Annotated in this window: 20 protein-coding genes; 10 read left to right on the top strand and 10 right to left on the bottom strand. The window is 33.4% G+C overall.

From position 1 onward, the window contains the following. Window positions 1-136: 136 nt before the first annotated feature. Complete coding sequence (locus AAFU52_RS17155) at window positions 137-904, top strand: hypothetical protein (protein WP_438422806.1); 768 nt, start codon at window positions 137-139, stop codon at window positions 902-904. Between the two features lie 52 nt (window positions 905-956). Here the strand turns inward: AAFU52_RS17155 and AAFU52_RS17150 are convergent, their stop codons facing one another. From AAFU52_RS17150 to AAFU52_RS17115, 8 genes are all read right to left on the bottom strand, one after another. Continuing rightward, on the bottom strand, window positions 957-1,586 hold the full coding sequence (locus AAFU52_RS17150; protein WP_438422805.1) for a GyrI-like domain-containing protein: 630 nt from the start codon (window positions 1,584-1,586) through the stop codon (window positions 957-959). 133 nt (window positions 1,587-1,719) lie between these two features. Next, window positions 1,720-2,274 carry a GrpB family protein gene (locus tag AAFU52_RS17145; protein ID WP_438422803.1) on the bottom strand — a complete coding sequence of 185 codons (555 nt, stop codon included), beginning with the start codon at window positions 2,272-2,274 and terminating at the stop codon, window positions 1,720-1,722. A 51-nt stretch (window positions 2,275-2,325) separates the two neighbouring features. Next, window positions 2,326-3,666 carry a M16 family metallopeptidase gene (locus AAFU52_RS17140; protein ID WP_438422801.1) on the bottom strand — a complete coding sequence of 447 codons (1,341 nt, stop codon included), beginning with the start codon at window positions 3,664-3,666 and terminating at the stop codon, window positions 2,326-2,328. Window positions 3,667-3,729: 63 nt separating this feature from the next. After that, the gene (locus AAFU52_RS17135; RefSeq protein ID WP_438422800.1) at window positions 3,730-4,335 is read right to left on the bottom strand and encodes an FMN-dependent NADH-azoreductase; all 606 of its coding nucleotides are present in this window, start codon (window positions 4,333-4,335) and stop codon (window positions 3,730-3,732) included. A gap of 21 nt (window positions 4,336-4,356) precedes the next feature. After that, window positions 4,357-4,698, bottom strand: coding sequence for a VOC family protein (locus AAFU52_RS17130; RefSeq protein ID WP_438422799.1), 342 nt, complete (start codon window positions 4,696-4,698; stop codon window positions 4,357-4,359). Between the two features lie 89 nt (window positions 4,699-4,787). Then, window positions 4,788-6,092: a hypothetical protein gene (locus tag AAFU52_RS17125; protein WP_438422798.1), complete on the bottom strand. Its 1,305-nt coding sequence runs from the start codon at window positions 6,090-6,092 to the stop codon at window positions 4,788-4,790. 147 nt (window positions 6,093-6,239) lie between these two features. Next, the gene (locus AAFU52_RS17120) at window positions 6,240-7,097 is read right to left on the bottom strand and encodes a response regulator transcription factor (protein ID WP_438422797.1); all 858 of its coding nucleotides are present in this window, start codon (window positions 7,095-7,097) and stop codon (window positions 6,240-6,242) included. Window positions 7,098-7,271: 174 nt separating this feature from the next. Further along, entirely contained in the window at window positions 7,272-8,909 is a 1,638-nt protein-coding gene (locus tag AAFU52_RS17115) for an ABC-F family ATP-binding cassette domain-containing protein (protein WP_438422795.1), read from the bottom strand. Window positions 8,910-9,041: 132 nt separating this feature from the next. Here AAFU52_RS17115 and AAFU52_RS17110 point away from each other — a divergent pair, with 132 nt between their 5' ends. The 9 genes from AAFU52_RS17110 to AAFU52_RS17070 all read left to right on the top strand — a co-directional run bounded on the left by AAFU52_RS17110 (window position 9,042) and on the right by AAFU52_RS17070 (window position 22,312). Further along, window positions 9,042-9,617 carry a YdeI/OmpD-associated family protein gene (locus AAFU52_RS17110; RefSeq protein ID WP_024770928.1) on the top strand — a complete coding sequence of 192 codons (576 nt, stop codon included), beginning with the start codon at window positions 9,042-9,044 and terminating at the stop codon, window positions 9,615-9,617. A gap of 176 nt (window positions 9,618-9,793) precedes the next feature. After that, on the top strand, window positions 9,794-13,102 hold the full coding sequence (locus tag AAFU52_RS17105) for an amidohydrolase family protein (protein WP_438422794.1): 3,309 nt from the start codon (window positions 9,794-9,796) through the stop codon (window positions 13,100-13,102). Window positions 13,103-13,159: 57 nt separating this feature from the next. Then, window positions 13,160-14,536 (top strand): amidohydrolase family protein, encoded by a 1,377-nt coding sequence (locus AAFU52_RS17100; protein ID WP_438422792.1) that lies wholly within the window; start codon window positions 13,160-13,162, stop codon window positions 14,534-14,536. A 25-nt stretch (window positions 14,537-14,561) separates the two neighbouring features. Beyond that, the gene (locus AAFU52_RS17095) at window positions 14,562-16,058 is read left to right on the top strand and encodes a S10 family peptidase (protein ID WP_438422791.1); all 1,497 of its coding nucleotides are present in this window, start codon (window positions 14,562-14,564) and stop codon (window positions 16,056-16,058) included. Between the two features lie 3 nt (window positions 16,059-16,061). Further along, on the top strand, window positions 16,062-16,688 hold the full coding sequence (locus tag AAFU52_RS17090; protein WP_438422790.1) for a pirin family protein: 627 nt from the start codon (window positions 16,062-16,064) through the stop codon (window positions 16,686-16,688). Beyond that, the gene (locus tag AAFU52_RS17085) at window positions 16,664-17,071 is read left to right on the top strand and encodes a pirin-like C-terminal cupin domain-containing protein (protein ID WP_438426646.1); all 408 of its coding nucleotides are present in this window, start codon (window positions 16,664-16,666) and stop codon (window positions 17,069-17,071) included. Before AAFU52_RS17090 ends, AAFU52_RS17085 begins: the two co-directional genes overlap by 25 nt. 96 nt (window positions 17,072-17,167) lie before the next feature. Continuing rightward, entirely contained in the window at window positions 17,168-19,240 is a 2,073-nt protein-coding gene (locus tag AAFU52_RS17080; RefSeq protein WP_438422789.1) for an ATP-binding protein, read from the top strand. A gap of 161 nt (window positions 19,241-19,401) precedes the next feature. Beyond that, on the top strand, window positions 19,402-21,480 hold the full coding sequence (locus tag AAFU52_RS17075) for a response regulator (RefSeq protein WP_438422788.1): 2,079 nt from the start codon (window positions 19,402-19,404) through the stop codon (window positions 21,478-21,480). A 7-nt stretch (window positions 21,481-21,487) separates the two neighbouring features. Beyond that, a complete protein-coding gene (locus AAFU52_RS17070; protein WP_438422787.1) occupies window positions 21,488-22,312 on the top strand; it encodes a DUF1853 family protein in 825 nt (274 codons plus the stop codon). A 158-nt stretch (window positions 22,313-22,470) separates the two neighbouring features. Here AAFU52_RS17070 and AAFU52_RS17065 read toward each other — a convergent pair whose 3' ends face one another. Together AAFU52_RS17065 and AAFU52_RS17060 are read right to left on the bottom strand one after the other, a co-directional pair. Beyond that, window positions 22,471-23,934 carry a magnesium chelatase gene (locus tag AAFU52_RS17065; protein WP_438422786.1) on the bottom strand — a complete coding sequence of 488 codons (1,464 nt, stop codon included), beginning with the start codon at window positions 23,932-23,934 and terminating at the stop codon, window positions 22,471-22,473. Between the two features lie 45 nt (window positions 23,935-23,979). Further along, complete coding sequence (locus AAFU52_RS17060; RefSeq protein ID WP_024770917.1) at window positions 23,980-25,110, bottom strand: vWA domain-containing protein; 1,131 nt, start codon at window positions 25,108-25,110, stop codon at window positions 23,980-23,982. Between the last annotated feature and the right edge of the window lie 157 nt (window positions 25,111-25,267).

Genomic DNA, 25,267 nt, shown 5'->3' with positions numbered 1-25,267 from the left:
ATTACACTTATGACAAATGAGATATAAGTTTAAGATATTTTTATAGTTGTTATACATATCGCTTTGCTATAATCTTTATTATTTTTGATTAGCTATAAGAAACCATACCAACATTAACTACAAAACACAAATGATCATGATCCAAAAAACAATATTAGCCGTTTTAGTAACCCTTTTTAGTTATACTGCATTTGCTACTCCTACCAAAGTCATGGTAAGAGCAAAAGCAAAGGATGCCAAATTTATCGGTAACTCTATCGGAGGTGCTTATATAATTATACGTAATCAGCTTACCGGAGAGGTTCTTTCACAAGGTAAAACCAGTGGTGGTACAGGAAATACAACCCTGATCATGAAAACACCGCGAAAACGAAATGTAAGGATCACAGACGATAAGACCTCTGGATTTCTAGCAGAATTAGATATATCAGAACCTGTTTTTGTAACCATAGAGGTATTTGCTCCTGTAAATAAAAAGCAAGCTACAGTAAACGCATCAACAGCGTTATGGATAATTCCTGGAAAAGATATTTTGGGAGACGGAATTGTAATCGAGATTCCAGGTTTTGTAGTTGACATTTTGACTCCAAGAACACATCAGTTTATCTCATTAAAAGCTCTTGACAAAAAAAGTATTGCCGTGCAATCTAATATTGTAATGATGTGTGGTTGTACTATTAGTGATGGTGGCCTTTGGGATGCCAATCTAATAGAAGTAAAAGGAATCCTAAAAAAAGACGGTGCCAAAATTGATGAAATAAATCTTATGGTCAATTCACCTAACCTGTTTGAAGGTACAATCAATATAGATACTACAGGAAGTTATGAGCTTGTCGTATATGCTTATCACCCGACAACCGGAAATACAGGGGTTGATAAAGTAAACTATATTATAACTCCATAATGTATCCCTAGGCTTTTTAATTTTGAATGTGATACTTTGTGTTCTATATAAATTATTTTGAAACTACTTTAAATCGTAAAACTGTTTTTAACTTTTCGGCAGGTACTTTTCTAAAATCGGATAGGTAAATTTCTCTATGTACTTTAGATGGTCTGTAAAGATTTTCTTTATCGGCAAATTCTTCCATTACCTTAAAACTTTCGGGTTCGTTGTCATAACTTCCCAGATGCATCATTTGAATACACTTACCTTCTGTTATTTTCTCAAATTTTACTTTTTCTAATAACACATGAGGCTTCTTTTTCTTTGTCTGGTCAATCATGTGTTTCGCTAATTCATCATCGATAAAGTCAGGCTGCCTGATCATTAATTTAAAAACCAGGTCATCTTTATTAATAGTACCTTTATATGCTTTCTTTGCTTCTTCAGTAATATCCCAAACACCTTCTAGCGGGTAAACGGTATAATCAAAATATCCTTTGGGTACAGTTCCTTTTTTTAATCCCATTTTTATCCCATATGAAACCGCATACAGTACACCAATATGCTCTGAAAAGAATTCACTATTAGGATTACCCTCTCCTTTGATAGTAAGAAACTTGTATTCGGGAATTTCAATGATTTCGGGTGTGTTTTTGGGTAGATACACTCCTTTTTCTTTTTTTCTCCATTCATGCTTCATAACGTATCCTCTTTTAGTATATCATTTACACTTCGAATTAACCGTAATTGGTAATATCCTAATCTTACAAAACAAAAGTAAAGTGTAATGATGACAACCCTATGTCAACAGTATTTATATACATGATTGTATTTTATGCTTTCTTTTCTATGGCTTTTTCAAGGATTGATTCAATAAACTCCTTTGCCATAGTCTCTTTCAGTTTTGCATATACTTTTTGATCTTGGTTTGCTTTTTTGGCGATTTCGAGTTTAATTTTTTGATACGCTTCTCTTTCGTTTGTATTCTTTATCAAATAATCTCTAAACAGTATATGTCTTTGCAATTCTTTACTATGAAACGGACAAACATAAAGGTGATGTGTGATGAAATCTAATATTTGATGTTTCTTATTCGAATTTTCTCGCTTAAAGGTTTCTCTTTCTTTTATCCCCTGGTCTCCATTGTGATAATACCCCAGTTTTTCTAATCCCTCTTTTATTGTTTCAAAAGCCACGTTTTTACCGTAGACAATATCGATATCAATAATAGGTTTTGCAGCTAAGTCCTTAACTGCTGTACTTCCGACATGTTCGATTGTTATTTCTGTATCCCAAAGCGTCTCTTTTATCACTTCTTTGATACTATTAAAATCTTGTGTCCAACCTGGTTGATAGTTTTGTATCAGCATTTCTTTTTTATTGTTCATAATGCACTGCTAAAATACCAGAACAAAATACTATCGAATTCATAAAAACACCTATTCTTTTTTATTTGAAATAAATAATACTCTAAACGGTTTTTGCTTCAGCCATTTTTTTGCTCCTTTTTTTACATCTTCTCTGGTTAGTTGCAATTGTTTTTCAAGCCTCTTAACATAAAACCCCGGGTCTCCTGTAAACAAAAAGCTTTCTCCTAACAGTTCTGTCCTACTCCATTGAAAACCTAATCGTTGTTGCATTTCTTTTATGTCACTAATTTCACTTTGTTTGACAACTTTTAGTTCTGCTTCTGTAACTCCAGTTTCTATAAATTCGTTTACCATATTCAAAACAAGATTTTCTATTTGTGTGCTATCTTGTACAGAAGTAAAAGTAGTGCGTATTGCGAACTGTCCTGCATACTCATACATATCTGTAGAAACCGAATTTTTTATAAAGGATTCTGGAAAACGACTTTTGTCTTTAAGACGAATATCGAGTATGCTTGCTATAAGTTTTAAAGTACTATCATCTATAGATCCCCATTTGGGTACTGCCCAGGAGAACACCATTGTTTGTACAGTATCTTTGGGGTGAGGAGCTTTCATTGTTATATTTCCTTCTACATGCTTTGTGGGTTTAATAATCTTGTGATCTTTTTCTTTTGACGGAAGGTTCCTGAAATATGCCTCTATTTGTTTTTTAGCTTCTTCAACATCAAAATTACCAACTAGAAAAAGAACTATATTTTCTGCATATACAATTTTGTTATACCGTTCTTTAAACTCTTTTAGTTTAAAGTTCTTATTATTTTCGATTAACCCATATCCACTACTACCGTAAGGATGGTTTTTTCCAAAAGTGCCTTTATAAATCGCCATCCCTCCTGGTGCGCTCCATTGTGGGTTTTTGGCATTTCTATCAATTTCAGACAGTACTCTTTTTCTCTGAAATTCTATTCGATTTTCTGTAATACGATCAGTGCCAGCCATTAATCGTCCGGCGGCCATTTCTAAAGCAAGGTCTACTCCTTTTGGTTTTACTTTTACATAAAATCGGGTATAATCTTTTTTAACCTGTGCATTGCTCCCTGTTCTATAGGTTTTCAATTGAGCACGTTTAAGACTATCCATTATACCAAACGGCATCACATGTTCAAAAAAATGAGCAAAACCATACTGACTAGGTTTATCCATGCTAATTCCCTTACGAAGCCAAAATTCTACAGAAACATCTTCGACAGTAGAATCGGGTTGTAATATAACATCAAGCCCGTTTTTTAAGGTATACTGTTCATAGTTTAATAACAGTGTATCCGTTTGACCATATGAATTTAAGACAATGACAACATGAAAGAGTAATGAACAAAAAAATACTACTTTAGATCGTTTTTTTGACATAATTGAAAGTTTTATATATAGATTAAAAACTTTCAATTATGTTACACCAAGTCAGATAATGGTTTAATACCACTCTCCTACTACTTTCGAAATTTCAGCTTTTGCATTTGAAATAATGGTATCTACTTTTTCTGGGTATTGAGCTACTCCAAAAGCAGAAATTTGCTCAGAAGGAATCCCTATAAATTCAAAATTTCTTTTAATAGTTGGAGAAAAGTATTCATGAGTCGTTTCTTCTGAGTAATCACCCCCAGCCACTGCTAATATTAATGCTTTTTTTCCTTCACAAAGCCCTTTAAAACTACCATCTTCGGTAATTTCAAATGTTTTATCAGTAACTACTACAGTATCTACCCAGGCTTTTACTGTAGCTGGCAAAGAGAAATTATACATAGGAGAAGCCAATACAATATGATCTGCATCTAATACGTGTTGTATTAATTGAAAATGATTAGAAAGTCTTTTCTTTTCTTCGTCGGTGTATTCTGGTTGCCCTCCATATAATATTAAATTTAAATTATCGCCAAGTAATAAATCTGGTGGAGAAGCCACTAAATCTAAAAATGTAATTTCTGTTTTACCATCGGCTAGTTTAATAAATTCATCCACCAATTGCTTTGTATATGATCCCTTTCTTGGTGCGTAGCTTACTACTAATGTTTTTTTCATTGTATGTTTTTTATATCGTGTTTACTTATCAGTCCAAACTGCTAGTTTATTTCCGCTAGGGTCAATAAATTCAAATCGACTTCCCCCAGGAAAGGAAAATACTTCCTTAGATATTTTTCCACCATTTTTTTGTACATTTTCTAAAGCATGTGATAAGTCATCATGATATAAAACGACTAGAGTACCTCCTGTACTAATTTTTCCTACTTTGGCAAATCCTCCATCAATTCCCGCTTGGTGGAAGTCACAATACTGATCTCCATAATCTGTAAAAGTCCAACCAAAAGTGTTGCCGTAGAATTTTTTGACTTCATTTAAATCTAATGCCTGTAATTCTATAAAGTTGATTTTATTATTTTTCATTTCTACTTCTATTTATTTTGAAGTAAAAATAAAGTGAAGGAATGACAACCCTATGTCAGCATACATTCTGATTTGAAAATTTTATTACGTTACTTAAAAATATTTTTTTTAGATCTTAAAAGTCGTTCAGGATAAAAAACAAGTTGTATTAAATTGTATTCTAATTGGTTGAAATTAAATTTTCCTCCTTCTACCTCGAAGGAAGAGAAGGGATACCAACGTAAATTTGTTCTTAAAATTAAAAACTCCTCAGATTTTCCCGGAACGATATCCCATCCGATAGTGATACCGGGTTCAATTTTATTAAATGTTAGTTTTTTGTTTCCTTCATCTGTAATTTCTGAATATTCGATATGATCATAGGCTACATTTAAACCGATAAAGGGGGCAAAACCAGTATAGTCGGTTAAAAATTTGGCTGTTTCTAATGCTACAGAAGTTTTTTTAATAGTTTGCCTGGTTCCATACGCTTGTTGTTCAAATTTTGGATTTCTGAATGATATTGCGGTAAACATATTAGCTGTATTGAATTGATATCCTAAGGCAATATCAAAATAACCGCCAGATGCCTGCTTTTTATTTAGATAAGGATATTCGCTATTGTTGTATTCAGATTCTGCAAGAGAAAAGGAAACAGAGGGTCCGATAGCAGCAAAAAAATCACCAAAACTTGAAGCATTTAAGCCCAGGCTCGAAACTTCTGGATAGTTATTCCATCTTTCATTTATAGTAGGGTCTCCATTATCTTTAGTAAGATCCATAGCATAGAGTAATCCTAGTTGTACACTAAAATTTGGGGTTTTAATTTTCTGGAATTCGGTTTTGGAGATGGGATAATTCCATGTATTATCCGGATAATAATTAACGCCAAGTCTAGCGGTAAAATTTTTATACCCATACAATATTCCAGCATCAGCAGTCCATGTAAAGTTTTTCTCAAGTTTAGGCTGATCTTCATCTGGTTTCACAACCTGTTTAAAATCTAACGCAGACCAACCAATACCAACATAAGGTCTGAGTTTCTTTTCTTGATATGCCCACGGCAAAAATCGGGCACCCGTAACTGTATAATGTGTAAATTCTACATCTGTTTCGTCATTCGATTTAAGACTAAATTGTTTTAAAGGAAAGGATACATAGAGTTCTGCATGCCCCCAGAAATGAAAACCACCCCAATACAAGGTTGTATTTAAAGTTTCTGGATGTTTAAAACTAATAAATTCATTTCCCGAAAGTCGTTTCCCTGTAAATGATGGGAGTAAATTTCCACCCAATTCAAAATAGGTTTTGGCAAAATCTAATCTTTTTTTATCTGTAGCAGGTAGTGCATCTCTTTGCGCCGACACATTAAGTGAATAGGACAGGACGAAAGCCACTAGAAAAATTTGTCTCATGTTTTAGTATTATGTTTATGAAAATAATACCGCAAAAATGGATAACAAACGAGACGGTGGCAATAGGGAATTTGTATTAAAAAGCGAGTTATTCTAAATATCATACAAAAGTATGATACTTGTTTTAGGTATAAAAAATAAGGTTATCTAGCTAGACAGCAACGAAATAAGTTCTATCCTGTTATTTATCTTGCATTTTCTGTAAATATTGGAAACGTGTGTTTTTACAGTAGGAATTGATATAAATAGCTGCTCTGATATTTTTTTATATGTATTTCCCTTAATAAGAAGTAAGGCGATTTCCTTTTCTCTATTAGTCAAGGAATAATTAATCAGGCTTTGTTCTTTTACTGTATTTTTAGGTTTAAAAAGAGATAGTCGCTCTATATCGCTCCATAATTTGCTTCCTGCGAGTACAATAAAAATCAATGGAAGTGTAAACCCAATTTTTGTGTTTATACCATTTAGGTCTACAACATAATTGGTTAGTAAAGAAAGTGGAATCAGAATAAGAACGGCAATAGCAATATATCGCTCCATTTTTTCACGATGTACAATATTTACTTTAGGTTTGGTTATTCTTATCAGAATCATAGACATAACGACAGAAATTCCTAAAAATAGTGCTACTACATACTGTAAAAAATTCAATATTTTAATAAAATGTCCCGAAATAACGAGTATGGTTAACATCCCCGAAAAGGCTATTAGTATTTTTTTGAAAATAGGTTTTATAGTATGACGCCTCTCTTCTAGAATATGCAAAGGGGTAGTAAGTGCGACCAATATCATCGCTAATAAAATAAAAATATTAGTACTGTCTGAATTAAAAGGTTTAAAAAAATAGGTAATCGTTAACGCTACAATTAGTAAAAGCAATGAAATCGTAAAGTATATAGTTTCAAGCGTTTCAATATTTTTTGTATAGCAAATTACTTCCAAAAATAATGCGATGATAATTAGGGAATATGCCAAAATCAACAATATGATTTCTAATACCTCCATTCACTATATATTTTAGACATAGATACTTTTATCATTCAAAAAAGCTAACCTTCTCTGATTACATTCAGATTATTGGTATACAAATCTAACAGATTTTTTGATAGATCGTATATTATTTATTGCTCCCTGGTGAGTGATGTATTAGTATTCTATATAATGGGGTTATGCCTTCCGTTATGATTTAAGATCAATTTCTTTTAGGTTTTCAATCTTGTTTCTCGAAAGAAAATCATCTATGGTTTCAAAATGCTCAATTACTCTTTTGTCTTTAAACTCAAATACTTTTTGCGACAAACCTTGTAAAAAATCACGATCATGAGAAACCAAAATCAAGGTACCATCAAAATTTAGTAAAGCTTCTTTTAGTACATCTTTTGATTTTAAGTCCAAATGATTGGTAGGCTCATCGAGAATTAAAAGATTAACAGGTTCTAAAAGCAATTTAACCATTGCCAGTCGTGTTCGTTCTCCACCTGAAAGGACACTTACTTTTTTATCGATATCATCGCCACCAAACATAAACTGCCCTAAAATATTTTTGATCTGTGTTCGCACCTCTCCTTCTGCTACCTCATCAACTGTCTGAAATACGGTAAGGTTCTGATCCAATAATGCCGCTTGGTTTTGTGCAAAATATCCTACTTTAACATTATGCCCCAGATCACAACTTCCCTCATACTCAATCTCTCCCATAATTGCTTTGATCATCGTAGATTTACCTTCGCCATTACGTCCTACAAATGACACTTTTTCTCCTCTGGAAATCGATAAATTTGCGTTTTCAAACACTACATGCTCATCATAGTTTTTTGATAAATCTTTTGCTATTACGGGATAATCTCCCGATCGAACTGATGCGGGGAATCTGAGTTTTAAAGATGAAGTATCGATCTCATCAATTTCGATAATCTGTAACTTCTCTAACATGCGTTCCCGCGAATTTACCTGATTGGTTTTTGAGTACGTACCTTTAAATCGTTCGATAAATGTTTTGGTATCTGCAATAAATTTTTGTTGCTCCTGGTATGCTTTTATTTGATTCGCCCTTCTTTCTTCTCGTAGTTGCAGGTAATGCGAATAATTTGCCTTATAGTCATAGATTCTTCCCATTGTCACCTCTATAGTTCTATTGGTGATCGTATCGATAAACGTTTTATCATGAGAGATAACGATAACTGCCTTGGCTTTATTGATCAAAAAGTCCTCTAGCCAGATTACAGATTCTATATCTACATGATTGGTTGGCTCATCCAAAAGGATTAGGTCTGGTTTCTGTAATAAGATTTTGGCAAGCTCTATACGCATTCTCCACCCACCGCTAAACTCACTGGTTGGTCGTGTAAAATCTTCTCTCTTAAACCCGAGTCCTTTTAGCGCTTTCTCTACTTCGGCATCATAATTTACCTCTTCTACAGCATAAAACTTCTCTCCCAGATCGGTTACTTTTTCGATAATTGCCATATACTCGCTGGATTCATAGTCAGTACGAGTTTCAAGTTCTTTATTTAATCGATCCATCTCCTCCTGCATTCCCAAAATATCGCCAAAAGCTTTTAATGCTTCTTCAAATACAGTACAGTCATCATCTGTTAATAGATGTTGTGGTAAATATGCAATCACTGCTTCTTTGGGACATCTAACATGCCCTCTGTTTGCTTTCTGTGCCCCAGCAATAATTTTCATCATAGTGGATTTACCTGCACCATTCTTACCCATTAAGGCAATTTTATCATTTTCATTAATAACAAAAGAAACATTACTAAATAATGTTTCGCCACTAAACTCTACAGCAATTCCATCTACAGAAATCATATCTTTCTAATTTAAGAATGCAAAACTAAAAAAAAGCAGGTCATCAAAAAGGAATCTGATTATATTTTGAATATATATTGTATTCCAAAAAATTACTACCTTGAAAACATAATTTTATCAAGGTGTTTTTTTATGTCTGACAAACCCGAATTATACTTTAAAAATGATCAGGAATGGCGTTCCTGGCTTCATGAGAATCACAACCAATCTCAGGGAGTATACCTTATACTTTACAAAGTAGAAAGCAAACAACCTAGTATGCGATGGGAAGAAGCTGTAAAAGTAGCATTATGTTACGGTTGGATAGATTCTACCGTAAAAAGGCTAGATGATCAGCGTCGTAGGCAATATTTCTGCCCTCGTAGGTCCAAAAGTGTTTGGAGTAAAGTCAATAAAACTCATATCACAGATCTTATTAAAAATGATCTTATGCATCATAGTGGTTTGATGAGTATCGAAGTAGCTAAAAAGAATGGCTCATGGATTGCTCTTGATGATGTAGAAAATGGGATCATTCCCAAAGATTTACAGCATGCATTTAATCAAAACCCTCTAGCTTTTGAAAACTACCAAAACTTTGCACAAGGTTACCGTAAGAGCTACCTCTACTGGATTTATCAAGCCAAACGACAGGAAACCCGTGATAAACGTATTGTAGAAATCATTAAATTCTGTGAAGCGAATATCAAGTCCCGGGATAATTGGTGAGAAAATTTTATAAATAGTGTAAAAGCACTTCATTAAATAAAAAGAAAAAAACTATTCATAAGTGATAATTTATTTAACATCAATATATTCCAAAATTAACATCTTTCTCCCTTAACACCACTTTAAGATATTTTGTGTGATAAATCCTTATTTTCGGATCATATAAATCACTCATCATGCACAAGCACATTATTACCACTCTGATTATCGGGGTATTCTTAATCTTCAATACTCAAGCTCAAAAAAACAAGAAAGATAAAAAGGAAGAAGAAAAATGGGATGTTTCTAATCCCAAAGGGGAATTTAATTATAAAGATCATACGTTTACAACGGATCAGGGAACCTGGATGAATCTGGATGTTAGCCCTGATGGCAATACTATTGTTTTTGACCTTTTGGGAGATATCTATAGTATCCCTATTTCTGGCGGAAAAGCAAAAGTATTACGGACAGGAATTCCATTTGAGGTACAGCCTCGTTTTAGTCCCGATGGTAAAAAGATTTCTTTCACTAGCGATGCCGGTGGAGGTGATAATATTTGGGTAATGAATAGTGATGGTAGTCATCCTAAACAAATTACTAAAGAAAAGTTTAGATTATTAAACAATGCTTCCTGGATGCCTGATGGCAATTATCTGGTTGCAAGAAAACACTTTACCTCTCAGCGTTCTCTGGGTGCTGGTGAAATGTGGCAGTATCATATCACAGGAGGCTCTGGGTTACAGTTAACCAAAAGAAAAAATGACCAACAGGATGTTAATGAACCTAATATTTCTCCAGATGGTAAATATATGTACTATGCCGAAGATATGTATCCCGGTGGTTTTTTTCAGTATAATAAAGATCCAAACAAACAGATCTATGCCATTAAAAGATATGAATTCGAAACCGGAAAAACAGTTACTGTTACTGGTGGACCAGGAGGAGCAGCACGACCACAAGTATCCAGAGATGGTAAAAAACTTGCTTTTGTAAAAAGGGTTCGTACCAAAACGGTATTGTATATTCATAATCTGGAAACTGGTGAAGAATGGCCAATCCATGATAAATTAAATAAAGATCAGCAAGAAGCCTGGGCTATTTTCGGGATATATCCCAATTTTAGCTGGATGCCTAATAACAACGAAGTTATATTCTGGGCTGGTGGAAAAATCAATAAAATTAATGTAGAGAATCAACAAGTAACCAATATTCCGTTTACAGTAAATGCTACCATCAAAATTGCAGAAACCTTGCATTTTAATACTCCTGTTTCTCCCGAAAAGTTTACATCCAAAGTAATTCGTAATGTAGTTACTTCTCCAGATGGTAAAACAGTAGTATTTAGTGCTCTTGGACATTTATGGAGTAAAAGTCTACCCAAAGGGAAACCACAACGCCTTACTACTCAATCTGTCGATTTTGAGTTTGAACCTAGTTTCTCTAGAGATGGCCAACATATCGTATATGTCACCTGGAATGATGAAAACCTGGGAGCAATACATAAAATTCCTGCTTCAGGCGGTACTTCTACCAAGCTAACCACAAAAAAAGGAATTTATAGAACTCCGGTATTTAATACTGCAAATAATCTGATTACTTTCAGAAAAGAAGATGGAAACAGTGATCAAGGTCTAAGTTTCACCAAAAATACTGGTATTTATACCATGTCATCTTCTGGTAGCAATGCTAAACTACTAACAGAAGAAGGAGAGTACCCTATATTTTCTAAAGACGGAAAGCGTATCTTTTATCAAACCGGAGGTACATATTTTGGAAATCTGACTAAAGAGTTAAAATCTGTAGACCTTAATGGAAAAGATAAAAAAACACATATAAAATCTAAATATGCCAACCGATTAGTACCTAGTCCCGATAATAAATGGATTGCTTTTACCAATCTGCACAAAGCATTTATTGCTCCGCTGTTACTTAATGGTAAAGAAATAGACTTGGATAACAACTCTAAAGCTGTACCGGTATCTCAGATTTCTAAAGACGCGGGGATCAATCTTCATTGGTCCAGAGATAGTAAAAAAGTAATATGGACTCTTGGGGATGAATACTTCTCTAATGAGGTTAAAGATCGCTTTACATTTTTGCCTAACTCTCCAGAAAAAGTAGGAGAAGTAACGGCAACAGGAATCAAAATTGGTTTAGAAGTAAAAACAGATGTGCCACAAGGTAGAATTGCATTTACCAATGCCAGAATAATTACGATGGAAGGCGATCAGGTTATCGAAGAAGGAACTATCATTATTAAAGATAACCGTATTGAAAAAATTGGAACTACTTCTGAAGTACCTGTACCTGGCGATGCTAAAGTATATGATATAAAAGGTAAGACAATTATGCCTGGTATTGTAGATGCACACGCACATGTGGGAGGATTTAGATACGGTCTAACGACTCAAAAACATTGGCAATTATATGCCAATCTAGCTTTTGGAGTGACCACATCTCACGATCCTTCTGCTAATACTGAATCTATTTTTACCATGTCTGAAATGATTAAAAGTGGTGAGATGGTAGGGCCTCGCCTCTACTCTACGGGAATTATCCTATACGGAGCAGATGGAGACTTTAAAGCAGTAGTCAATAAGCTGGAAGATGCTCGATCTTCTATCAGAAGAACCAAAGCATTTGGTGCTAAATCCGTTAAGAGTTATAATCAACCTCGTAGAGATCAGCGTCAGCAGGTGATACAGGCAGCAAGGGAACTTCAAATCAACGTAGTTCCCGAAGGAGGATCAACTTTTTATCATAATATGAGTATGATCATGGATGGTCATACAGGAGTTGAACATAATATTCCTGTTGCTCCTGTGTATAAAGATGTAAATGAACTTTGGAAAACCAGTAATTCAGGATATACACCTACTCTAATTGTAAATTACGGTGGGATGAATGGAGAATACTATTTCTACCAAAAAGATAAGGTCTGGGAAAATGAAAAATTGCTTAAATATACCCCGAGAGCTATTATCGATGCTCGCGCAAGACATAGAACTATGGTTCCTGATGAAGAATATGAAAATGGACATATTCTGGTTTCAAAAACATGTAAAGCACTAACCGATGCAGGAGTTAAAGTAAACCTGGGAGCGCATGGACAATTACAAGGTCTGGGAGCACATTGGGAGTTATGGTTGCTTCAACAAGGAGGAATGACCAATATGGAAGCACTAAGAGCTGCGACACTAAATGGCGCAGAATATATTGGTGCAGGAAATGATATTGGTTCCTTAAAAGAAGGAAAACTAGCCGATCTTATTGTTCTCGATAAAAATCCTTTAGAAAATATCAGAAACACAGAAACTGTAAAATATACTATGGTAAACGGACGATTATATGATACCGATACCATGAATGAGATTGGTAATACAACCAAAACACGAACTAAATTCTGGTGGGAGAATGCTAATTATAGCCAAGCTTTCCCATGGCATAAAGAAGCACAAAGCTTTATGAAACCAGGATGTGGATGTCATTTAGGACATAATTAGATCTATGGCCCTTGCAAGGACTAAAAAGATCAACAACTAAATTTTAAAACTCATGTGATGAGAACATATCTTTTCATACTACTTACAGCACTGGTAACATCTTGTGCTCAACCCCAAAAACAAGTTAGTAAAACTGCTATCTTGATTACAGATGCTAATATTGTAGATGTAAGTAACGGTACTATTATCGAAAAACAACAGATTGTAATCGATTCTGGAAAAATAAAAAGGCTTACTAATACTATAGAAAACCCAGAAGGATATACTACAAAGATCAATGCAGAAGGAAAATACATCATTCCTGGATTAGCAGAAATGCATGCTCATATACCACAACCTTCGACTTCAAAAGAACGTATCGAGGAGGTTTTGTTTTTATATCTTTCTAATGGGATAACAACAATACGTGGTATGCTTGGTGATCCTTCTCACTTAAAATTAAGACAACGTGCGGAGACAGGTGACATCTTAAGCCCTAGAATTTTTACCTCTAGCCCATCTCTTAATGGAAATTCGGTAAAAACAAAAGAAGAAGTCATTGCCAAAGTAACAGCTTACCAAAAAGAAGGCTATGATTTCTTAAAAATCCATCCCGGTATTACAATAGAAGTATTTGATCAATTGGTAAAAACTGCCAACGAAGTAGGTATTCCTTTTTCTGGGCATGTTCCTGTTGATGTTGGTATACGACATGCTATAGAAAGTAAATACGCCTCTATTGATCACATCGATGGATTTTTAGAAGGACTGGTTCCCGAATCCGAAAACGTAAACCCGGGAGATAACGGTTTCTTTGGGTACAATTTCACTCCGCTGGCAGATAAATCCAAAATCGATGAATTAGTACAACTTGCAAAAGACAATACTATCTGGATCGTTCCTACTCAAAGCTTATTTGAAAGATGGTTTGCTCCTGTAACTGCTGATGAATTATTGAAAGGTCATGAAATGAAATATATGCCCGCTTCTACATTGCAAAACTGGAAACAAAGAAAAAGTCAATATACCGAAGAGAATCCTAGTTTTAATAAAGAACAATGGCAACAATTTAATACTATAAGAAGAACGCTACTTAAAAAACTACATGATAATGGACATCAAATATTATTAGGTTCGGATGCTCCGCAATTATTTAATGTTCCCGGATTCTCAATTCATCACGAAATCGACGGAATGATAGCAGCTGGATTAACACCGTTAGATGTACTGCAATCAGGAACAATGAATCCTGCTCTCTTTTTTGGTAAGGAAAATACATTTGGGCAAATCAAAGAAGGATTGGATGCCGATATTGTTATACTGGATACAAATCCACTAGAAAATAGTAAAGCCTTAAAACAAGTTTCTGGTGTACTGATTAGAGGACAATGGTTGCCCAAAGAAACCATAGATCAAAAATTGCAGGAAATTGCTCAGAATGCTAGTAAAAATTAAAAATACTAATTACGATACCTTAAAAATGAAAAATATATTTTCTTTATTCATTACAATGTTTGTTATTTCGCTTTACGCGGAAGCACAAAACGTTAAAGTTCCTATTGATACTACTATAGTAACAAATCATACAACTACGATAAAAGGAAAGGCTGTTGCATACAAAGCAACAGTGGGATTTCAACCAGTTTGGGATAAAACAGGAGCCCCTATAGCTTCTTTATGTTATACCTATTACAAAAGATCTGATATCAAAAATGATGAAAACCGACCTTTACTCATTTCATTTAATGGTGGTCCCGGATCAGCTTCGGTTTGGATGCATATTGCCTATACGGGTCCCCGTATTCTTAAGATCGATAATGAAGGATTCCCTGTACAACCTTATGGAATCAAAGCCAATCCTAATTCGGTATTGGATGTAGCAGATATTGTTTTTGTAAACCCTGTAAACACCGGGTATTCTAGAATGATCCCAGGAAAAGATGAAAAAATGCCTGATAAAAAGTTATTCTTTGGGGTAAAAGCAGATGTAAAATACTTAGCCGATTGGATCAATACGTTTGTAACCCGAAATAATCGTTGGCGATCTCCAAAATACCTTATCGGAGAAAGCTATGGAACTACACGAGTTTCTGGTCTGGCTCTTGAGTTACAAAATCGCCAGTGGATGTATCTTAACGGAGTGATATTAGTCTCCCCTACCGAAATAGGTTTTAAATTTGATGGCCCTGTAGAAGTAGCAAACCGATTACCCTATTTTGCAGCAGCAGCATGGTATCATAAAATGTTACCTCCAGAGCTTCAGAACAAAGATTTACTCGAAGTACTTCCTGAAGTAGAAAACTATACGATCAATGAACTGCTTCCGGCAATTGTAAAAAGCGGATATCTGGATACTACCAAAAAAGAAGAAGTTATCAATAAGATGGCTTATTACTCTGGACTTTCTAAGAAAACAATACGACAGCATAATCTCGAAGTACCAAAATCATATTTCTGGAAAGATCTTTTACGAGATAAAGAAGGATATACGATTGGCCGATTGGATTCTCGATACAAAGGAATGGATATAAAGGATGCTGGAGATAATCCTGATTATAATAGTGAGCTAACTTCATGGCTTCATTCATTTACACCAGCTATCAACTATTACTATAGCCAGGAACTAAAATTTAAAACCGATTTAAAATACAATATGTTTGGCCCGGTAAGACCTTGGGATAGAACCAAAGGTAATAATACAGGTGAAAACTTAAGAAAAGCCATGGCAATGAACGCCAACTTGCACACTATGATTCAATCGGGTTATTATGATGGTGCTACTACTTATTTTAATGCTAAATATGTAATGTGGCAACTCAACGCGAATGGAAAACTTAAAGATCGTCTAAGTTTTAAAGGATATCGAAGTGGTCATATGATGTACCTTCGTAATGAAGATCTTATTAAGGCCAATGATGATATCAGAACATTTATTACCAAATCATCAGTCAATATAAATAAAGGATCAAAATATTAAATTATGGCTGCTATTATAAAAATCAAACCTTTAGGTTTTCCATGGGAAACCAGCGATCCATTTTTATTCTGTGCTTATCATGAGGATCAATATCCAAAGGGAAACGGAAAATTAGGCCCCGATGCATCACTAGAAGGCCGTAATATCGGTCAGGATTTTACTCTTAAAGATGGGTGGCGAATGTATCATGGAACCAAAATCCCTGGTTTCCCTGCTCATCCTCATCGTGGTTTTGAAACGGTTACAATTGCCCAAAAAGGTTTGGTGGATCATTCTGATTCACTTGGAGCTGCAGGACGTTTTGGTAATGGTGATGTACAATGGATGACCGCTGGTAAAGGCGTACAACATTCTGAAATGTTCCCTTTACTACATACCGAAAAAAAAAATCCGTTTTTGTTATTTCAGATTTGGCTTAACCTTCCGAGAGACAAAAAAATGGTAGAGCCACATTTTAAAATGCTCTGGAGTGAAGAGGTTCCTAAAATAAAGAAACAAGATGAGCATGGGTATGCAACTGAGGTTACTTTAATTGCAGGAAAATTAGATGATATAACAGCTCCCTCTCAGCCCCTGATTCCTGGGCAGCAGATCCAAATAATGAAATCGCTATATGGACTATCAAAATAGATCCTAATGCAACGTTTATCTTCCCTACGGCTTCTAAAGGGATAAACAGATCGTTATATTTCTTTAAGGGAACCGAAGTTACGAGTGAAGGATATACTATTCCTGTACATCATGAAATCATTCTAAATGCAGATCAGGAATTCATCTTAAAAAATGGTAATACAGAAGCCCATGTATTATTATTGCAAGGTAAACCAATGAATGAACCTGTAGTGAAACATGGACCATTTGTTATGAATAGTCAGATAGAAATTAGAGAGGCTATACAAGAGTATCAACAAACAGAATTTGGAGGCTGGCCCTGGGACAGTTATGATCATGTTCATTCTCCTTCTAAAGGTAGGTTTGCTTTATATCCTGATGGTACAGAAATAAAAAAGTAATATATCCGATCTTAATAGTTGAATAAATAATGCTTATCTTTAATTCTAACATGTATTAACAATATCATTATCATCACCTTAGAAGATTTGATTTAAATGCGTAATCGAAAAACGTTTCTTTTACTCCTCCCGTTTTTTCTGTGTTCAATTCTATTTTTTTCTTGCTCAAAAGAAAAAATATTAACGAACGCTGAAGCGGATTGGTTAAAACAAAATGATTCTATTACAATAGCTTTATTTCCGTATTACCCACCATATCAATTCATAAATGACCATACTACTATTGAAGGTATTTTTATTGAATATTTTAACCTGATTGAGGATAAAATAGATCATAAATTTAAAAGAAGGTATTATTCTGATTGGTCCGAACTGGTTAAGGATGCCAAAAGTAAAAAGATTGATATGATTCTGGAAGCTCAACAAACCTGGGATCGTAGTCAATATCTAAACTTTTATACCGAATTCTTTGACACTCCTTTTGTTCTTGTAGCTTCAAAAGATACTCCCGATGGACTTACTTTAAAAGATTTTAGTACCAAAACCATAACTGTTCCCCTTGGGTACTCCTCAGAAGAATACTTAAGAAAAAAACATCCCGAAATTAAACTTAAAACCTACCTCAACGAAAGTATCGCTCTACAAAAGGTGCAGATAGGAGAACACGATGCATATTTTGGTCCAAAAACCGTGGCCAATTTTTTAATAAAATCCAAAAACCTCGACAATCTTAAAATCATAGCCGAAACTAAATATTCTTACATTCCTAGTATTGCTGTTGATAAAGACAATACTGTTTTAAATAAAATCATTCAAAAAACTATTAGCAATATTTCTGATAGCGAAAAACAAAATATTGTAGAAAACTGGCTTTACATTAAAACAATACCATTTTATAAAAATCCCAATTTTTTGATTCCTTTAGTCCTTTTTATATTGTTGGGCCTGCTCATTGTTTTAGGAATCAACTTTTATTTAGGATACATCGTAAAACACAAGACAAAAGCACTAAGAATAGCAAAGGATAATGCCGAAAAGGATAATCAATTAAAAACAGCATTTATCCATAATATATCACATGAAATCCGAACACCAATGAATGGTATCATTGGTTTTTCTAGACTTCTTAAAGAATCGAATACAACAGATAATCAAAAAGCAAAATACACCAAAATTATAGTTAAAAGCAGTAAACAATTAATTGATAGTATGGATAACATACTTGAAATTTCGAAACTACAAACTGGGCAAGTTATTCTTATCCAGGAAGAAACCAATCTTTACGAAGTTTTTGATATTGTTTTTTCGACTTTCGAAATAAAAGCAAAGAAAAAAGGAATCTCACTTATACTTAATAATAATCTGTTAGATGATCAACGCTATGTGCTTATTGATAGATCTAAGCTTATCAAAATTATAAATAGTCTCGTTAAAAATGCGGTAAAATATACCAAAAGAGGAGCTGTACTTATTTCGGTTATGGTACAAACAGATCATTTGATTATTAATGTACGAGACTCGGGAATTGGAATTAACCCCAAGAATCAACAGCTTATATTTAAAAGGTTTTCTCAATCAGAAAATCAAATTTCAAAAAAATATGGAGGATTAGGGCTAGGACTTACCATAGCCAAAGAGTATATAAACTTAATGAAAGGTGAGTTATCTTTTTCCTCTATTCCTGACAAAGGATCTACATTTAGAATCGTATTACCTTATCATCCTATTCTGGTAACCAATCCTCTTAATACGATATCGACTACATTATCTAAAGAAGCAAAAACCAACCAGCATTCTATCCTGATTGCAGAAGATGGTGACGTTAATTTTTTGGTTCTTAAAACAATTTTACTAAAAATAGAAAACTATCACTTTACCATTCACCGTGCTAAAGATGGAAAAGAAGCAGTAACATTTATTAAAGAAAACAATTCTATTAGTCTGGTATTTATGGACATGAAGATGCCCGAAATGGATGGATATGATGCTACAGTACTTATAAAGAAATTACATCCAGAACTACCTGTGATTGCACAAACAGCGTATGCTAACAAAGAAGACATACTAAATGTTTTTGCCGCTGGATGTGATGATTTTATTGCAAAACCAGTTGATCCAGAAATTTTGAAAAAAGTAATTCATAAGTATTTATCCGTATACTCTTTTTAAAATAAATACAATCCTTTGGGATATAAAAATTTATGAATTATGAATTTATATTAATTCACTTTGTTCTATAAATAAGACAGGTGTTTCTTGAAAGTGTTACTATTAAATAGTATCTTTATTAATAAGGAGCAAGAAAAGTAAGGGATAACTAGTAAAAAGCTATGGCAAAAAAATTACTATATATTTTCTGTTCTTTTAGTATATGGATAGGATTTTTTTCTTGTTCAAAATCTACAATTCTAAGTGACAAAGAGAAAGATTGGTTACAAAACAATGATAGTATATCTGTCGGGCTTTTTCCATATTATGCTCCATATCAATTCATTAATGAAAATGAAGAAATAGATGGTATCTTAATTGATTATCTCTCTCTTATCGAAAAGAAAATAGGTCATAAATTTCAACGAAAACTATATACCAATTGGGAACAACTTCTAAATGATGCAAAAAATAACAAAATTGAAATCATTTTAGAAATTCAACAAACTAATAAAAGGGATGCTTATCTTAATTTCTACTCACAACTCTTTGAGTCTAGTCATACTATTGTAACTCAAAAAAACATCGATTACGGAACAGATCTAAAAGACTATAGTGATAAAATAATTACGGTTCCAAAAGATTATGCTATATATGAAATTTTGAAAGAATATGAGAAAGACCTCAACATTTCTACAGAAATAGACGATTTAAGTTGTTTGAAAAAAGTTAGTTCTGGAAAATACCATGCTTATATAGGACCAAAAGCAGTAGCTAATTACCTCATAAAAACAGAAAAACTAGATAATCTCAAAATTGTTTCAGAAACTCAATATACATATTCTCCTAGTCTCGCGGTGCAAAAAAGTAATACTATGCTTAGCGAAATTATTTCTAAGACTACTGGTAATATTACTGATCGCGAAAAGGAAATCATTTTTGATAATTGGTTATATCATACCGTTATTCCTTTTTATAAAAAGGCAAGCTTCTGGATTACTCTTACCGGGATTATTCTGCTGTCGCTAGTTGTCATTCTTCTTCTTAACAGATATCTTAAATACTTAATCAAACAAAAAACAAAAGAATTAAAAATTGCTAAAGAACGGGCTGAAGAGAGTAATAAATTAAAAACTGCATTTATTCACAATATTTCTCATGAAGTACGTACTCCTATGAATGGTATTATTGGCTTTTCTGAATTACTTAATGATCCACAAATCACACCGGATCAACAAAAAGAATATTCAAAAATTATTATAAATAGTAGCAATCAATTAATCAACATTATCGATGATATCATCGAAATCTCAAAATTAGAGACGAATCAGGTCGAAGTTCGTTTTGAAGAAATAAATATTAACGAAACATTAAAAACACTATTTTCCGATTTTCAGAGTAAAGCGATTAGCAAAAATATTGCAATATACCTCAATAATAAATTGACCGATGATCAGGGTATCATACTTATGGATAAGTTAAAAATCCATAAGATTCTACAAAATCTTATTGATAATGCAATCAAATTCACAGCCAAAGGTATGATCGAAATTTCTAGTGAAATTGAAAATAGTTCTCTGGTAATTACGATAATAGATACAGGAATAGGTATCAAACTCGAAGATCAGGAGTTAATATTTAGAAACTTCTCACAGTCTGAGAAAGAAGTTACAAAAAGCTATGATGGCCTTGGGTTGGGCTTATCAATTGCTCAGAAAAATGCCAAATTAATTGGAGGTAATGTTACTTTTGTTTCAATGGTTAATAAAGGTTCTATATTTACATTAACAGTACCATATCATCCTATTGTTAATCCTCTTACACCTGATATTCCCTCGAATAAAGAAAAGGCACCAGACATTCCCATAAAACAGGTTATTTTAATTGTAGAAGACGGTGATGTGAATTTTTTATTCCTTAAAACGATATTACTTAAAATGAAAGGATATAAATTTGTAATTCATCGTGCAGAAAATGGAAAGAAAGCAGTAGAGATTTGCAAAAAAAATGACCATATCGATTTAATTCTCATGGATATAAGAATGCCCGTAATGGATGGTTACACAGCTACAAGAAAGATAAAGAAGATGAGACCCAGGTTACCTATTATAGCACAAACTGCTTACTCTACAGAAGAAGATATCCAAAAAGCATTAGATGCAGGTTGTGATGATTTTGTTTCTAAACCTGTAGATAGAAAAATACTGAAACCTATTATCAATAAATACTTTTCAGTTTTTTCAAAATCAAAATTTACTTAAAACTTAAATGTCAATCAAGAATGAATATTTAGGGTTTTTAAATAGTAAGCCCTTATGGAATGATAAAGCTTTTTTGAACCTATCTCCTTTTGACATCGAAGAGGTACTAGAAAACGATATTTTACCCAATGCAACAGAAATTAATATTCGGGATAACGAAGTATTAGGCAAGCGTATAGAATACTTTTTTGAATATTGTATTACCAATTCTGATCGTTATGAGGTTTTAGCAAAGAATATTCAAGTATATCAAGATAAAATTACAATCGGAGAATTAGATTTTCTAATAAAAGATCATAGAGATAATAAGACGTTACATATTGAAATTGTATACAAATTTTATCTGTATGACTCGTCAATTGAAGGTGAGCTAAAACAATGGATTGGCCCAAACCGTAAAGATACCTTACTTCAAAAAATAGAAAAATTAAAAACAAAACAATTGCCTTTACTCTACAGAGACGAAACTTTGCCTATTCTGGAAGATTTACAAATAGAGCCAAAAAGCATTCATCAACAGGTATGTTATATGGCGAATCTTTTTGTTCCTTTTTCTATGAAAAATGAGCTACTCCCTATTGTAAACAATCAATGTATTGTTGGTTTTTGGCTAAGGTCAGAAGCTTTTACCTTAAAACAATATGGCAGTTATTATTTTAATATTCCGAAGAAAAAAGATTGGGTTACCGATCCAAAACATGGCGACACCTGGTTTTCTTTTAATGATATAAAAGAACAGGTACAGGTATTATTGTCACAAAAAAAATCTCCATTACTTTGGATGAAAAGCAATGAAGATTCTTATGAACGTTTTTTTGTAGTTTGGTGGTAAACTATTGCATTAGAATTCTGTATTTAAATGTTTCTCATTTTTACCTAATTGCCTCAAAAATTTAGATATCGTTTATGACTTTGGTTATTTAAACTCATAATTATTTTATCTATACTATCTATCATTCTAAAACCTCTGTACAAATCCATATATTACTACTATAATCCGCTTATATAACTTCCATAAAGATCGTTAAAACGAAATCCTTCAGATAATCTATATTTACTTAGTTTTTTATATTCTACTAATCCCCACAATAAGAATTCCATCATAAAATAGCTATCTTCTATACTAGTTTCAGATTGATATTCATTAATGAGACTCTTGAGAGGAGTAATAGCATCTAGTTTTTCTTTATACTCTTTGTCTGATATATCATCTAACAATTCGAATCCACTCTCTTCAAAAAACCAATTTATCAGATTCTGATATGGGCATTCATAGCCTTCTTTTTCTAGTTTTTCGATTTTCGGAAAGTATTCAGAAAATAAAGTCTTAATAGCATCAGAAATTAAGGAATGGGCTACAGAGGCAGCTCCCTCCTGCTCTCCTTCATATACCAATTCTACTTTACCCGTAATAGCAGGAATAATACCTATAAAATCACTTAATCGCAATAGTGTTTGATCATCATCAGATCGCAATGCTCGGTATTCTGCCATACTTAACAAATTTTCATAGGCAGTAATACTCATTCTGGCACTAATACCACTTTTATGATCAATGAACTCACTTTCTCTGGCCTGAAAACTAATTTGTTCTAATAAGTCCTTTGCGATATCTGGTACATAAACCAAATCAGCCTGCCTTGAATCTAATTTAGCTTCTTGTTGAGTAATGGTTTTTGCTATTTCTATAGTCTGGGGATAGTGGGTAAGAATCTGTGAACCTATTCTATCTTTTAAAGGAGTTACAATACTTCCGCGATTAGTATAATCCTCTGGATTTGCTGTAAACACAAATTGTATATCTAATGGTAGTCGAAGTTTAAACCCTCTAATCTGGATATCGCCTTCCTGCAAAATATTAAATAATGCCACCTGGATACGAGCCTGTAAATCTGGTAATTCATTAATTACAAAAATACTTCGGTTTGCTCTTGGAATCATCCCAAAATGAATCACACGATCATCTGCGTAACTTAATTTTAGATTAGCAGCTTTAATTGGATCTACATCTCCTATTATATCAGCCACAGTAACATCTGGAGTTGCTAATTTTTCTGCAAAACGTTCTGATCGATGCAACCAACTAATGGGAGTATCATCACCTTTCTCTTCTATTAAATTAGTAGCATATCTCGAAATAGGATGAAACGGATCATCACTAATTTCTGAGCCTTCTACTACAGGAACCCACTCATCCAGAAGATTAATCATTTGTCGTGCTAAACGAGTTTTTGCCTGGCCACGTAATCCTAATAAGTTAATATTATGTCTGGAAAGAATTGCTCTTTCTAATTCGGGAATCACCGTATTTTCATACCCATGAATTCCTGTAAAGGTTTCTTCATTATTACTAATCTTAGTTCTTAGATTATTTCTTAATTCATCTTTTATCGATATACTTTTATATCCAGATTTTTTTAATTGGCCTAATGTCTTTATTTCTAAAATTTTCATCTTTTCTTTTTCGTTCTAACAAGTACTTCTAAATTCAAAACAAATTTATCCTCGTATTCTTTTTTTTCTATTCGTTTCATAGTCTTCAAAAATCATTTCACCTAGTCCATTAAGGCCTGTATAAAATGCTTTCCCTTGATTCGCATGGGTAAACTCTCTTACAAACTGCATTAAGTAAGGATCTTGTGCAATCATGAAAGTAGTTATGGGTATATGCAATTTTCTGGCCTGTTGAGCCATCATATAGCATTTGCTTACAATATACCGGTCTAATCCATTACTATTCTTATAGTATTGCCCATCTGGCATTCTTAAACAACTTGGTTTACCATCGGTAATCATAAAAACCTGCTTATTTGTATTACGTTTTCTTCGTAACATATCCATAGCCAGCTGTAAACCTGCTACGGTATTCGTATGATATGGTCCTACCTGTAAATATGGTAAATCTTTGATCGCGATTGGCCATGCATCATTACCAAAAACTAATATATCCAATGTATCTTTAGGATATTTGGTAATGATAAGTTCTGCAAGTGCCATTGCAACTTTCTTGGCAGGAGTAATACGATCCTCTCCATACAAAATCATACTGTGACTAATATCAATCATCAATACCGTACTCATTTGTGCCTTAAACTGGGTTTCTTCGACTACAAGATCATCTTCTGTTAGATTTAAATCACCAATACCATGATTGATTTGCGCATTTTTAAGGCTTTCTGTTATTGATATTTGTTCTAACGAATCTCCATACTGATAATTACGAAACTCTCCAGAATGTTCATCTCCTTTGCCAATATAATTTGTTCTGTGATTACCTGCTCCACTTCGTTTTAGCTTTCCGAAAATTTGATCCAATGCTCTTTTTCGAATTGCCTGCTCGGTTTTGGCGGTAATAGACATTCCTCCTTTTCCATCTGGTTTTATCTCTTCTCGAATGTACCCTTTCTTCTTTAAATCCTCTACAAAATCATCTAGTGTGTAATTCTCATCGGTAAGTTGATATTCTTTATCTAATTCTTTCATCCAGTCTAAAGCTTCATCAAGATCTCCCGAAGTATGGGTGATAACTTCCTGAAAAATATCAAAAAGCTTATCAAACGGAGATTGTTCTGGTGCCTCAAATATTTTGAATGCAAAGCCTTTCCTAAATACTTTTTTTTCTTTTTTCATTAGATAAAGTTAGTATAATTTATAAAAGATAAGAACTTATTACCTATCGAAGAAATGAGAATTAACATTTGTTTTTGAGAACTTTTATTAGAAAACAACTTATTGCATTGTAACGAAGTACAAACAATTGTTATCTTTGAAAAGAAGGTAGCTGTTT

Origin of the sequence: Aquimarina macrocephali (assembly GCF_051627225.1) — a bacterium.
GTDB lineage: Bacteria > Bacteroidota > Bacteroidia > Flavobacteriales > Flavobacteriaceae > Aquimarina > Aquimarina macrocephali.
Note: the sequence above shows the minus strand (reverse complement) of the source record. Positions and strands in the feature narration are given on the sequence as shown.

Excerpts from the sequence above, each read along its gene's own strand:
- AAFU52_RS17155 (WP_438422806.1), top strand. The coding sequence starts at position 137 with ATGATCCAAAAAACAATATTAGCCGTTTTAGTAACCCTTTTTAGTTAT.
- AAFU52_RS17150 (WP_438422805.1), bottom strand. The coding sequence starts at position 1,586 with ATGAAGCATGAATGGAGAAAAAAAGAAAAAGGAGTGTATCTACCCAAA.
- AAFU52_RS17145 (WP_438422803.1), bottom strand. The coding sequence starts at position 2,274 with ATGAACAATAAAAAAGAAATGCTGATACAAAACTATCAACCAGGTTGG.
- AAFU52_RS17140 (WP_438422801.1), bottom strand. The coding sequence starts at position 3,666 with ATGTCAAAAAAACGATCTAAAGTAGTATTTTTTTGTTCATTACTCTTT.
- AAFU52_RS17135 (WP_438422800.1), bottom strand. The coding sequence starts at position 4,335 with ATGAAAAAAACATTAGTAGTAAGCTACGCACCAAGAAAGGGATCATAT.
- AAFU52_RS17130 (WP_438422799.1), bottom strand. The coding sequence starts at position 4,698 with ATGAAAAATAATAAAATCAACTTTATAGAATTACAGGCATTAGATTTA.
- AAFU52_RS17125 (WP_438422798.1), bottom strand. The coding sequence starts at position 6,092 with ATGAGACAAATTTTTCTAGTGGCTTTCGTCCTGTCCTATTCACTTAAT.
- AAFU52_RS17120 (WP_438422797.1), bottom strand. The coding sequence starts at position 7,097 with ATGGAGGTATTAGAAATCATATTGTTGATTTTGGCATATTCCCTAATT.
- AAFU52_RS17115 (WP_438422795.1), bottom strand. The coding sequence starts at position 8,909 with ATGATTTCTGTAGATGGAATTGCTGTAGAGTTTAGTGGCGAAACATTA.
- AAFU52_RS17110 (WP_024770928.1), top strand. The coding sequence starts at position 9,042 with ATGTCTGACAAACCCGAATTATACTTTAAAAATGATCAGGAATGGCGT.
- AAFU52_RS17105 (WP_438422794.1), top strand. The coding sequence starts at position 9,794 with ATGCACAAGCACATTATTACCACTCTGATTATCGGGGTATTCTTAATC.
- AAFU52_RS17100 (WP_438422792.1), top strand. The coding sequence starts at position 13,160 with ATGAGAACATATCTTTTCATACTACTTACAGCACTGGTAACATCTTGT.
- AAFU52_RS17095 (WP_438422791.1), top strand. The coding sequence starts at position 14,562 with ATGAAAAATATATTTTCTTTATTCATTACAATGTTTGTTATTTCGCTT.
- AAFU52_RS17090 (WP_438422790.1), top strand. The coding sequence starts at position 16,062 with ATGGCTGCTATTATAAAAATCAAACCTTTAGGTTTTCCATGGGAAACC.
- AAFU52_RS17080 (WP_438422789.1), top strand. The coding sequence starts at position 17,168 with ATGCGTAATCGAAAAACGTTTCTTTTACTCCTCCCGTTTTTTCTGTGT.
- AAFU52_RS17075 (WP_438422788.1), top strand. The coding sequence starts at position 19,402 with ATGGCAAAAAAATTACTATATATTTTCTGTTCTTTTAGTATATGGATA.
- AAFU52_RS17070 (WP_438422787.1), top strand. The coding sequence starts at position 21,488 with ATGTCAATCAAGAATGAATATTTAGGGTTTTTAAATAGTAAGCCCTTA.
- AAFU52_RS17065 (WP_438422786.1), bottom strand. The coding sequence starts at position 23,934 with ATGAAAATTTTAGAAATAAAGACATTAGGCCAATTAAAAAAATCTGGA.
- AAFU52_RS17060 (WP_024770917.1), bottom strand. The coding sequence starts at position 25,110 with ATGAAAAAAGAAAAAAAAGTATTTAGGAAAGGCTTTGCATTCAAAATA.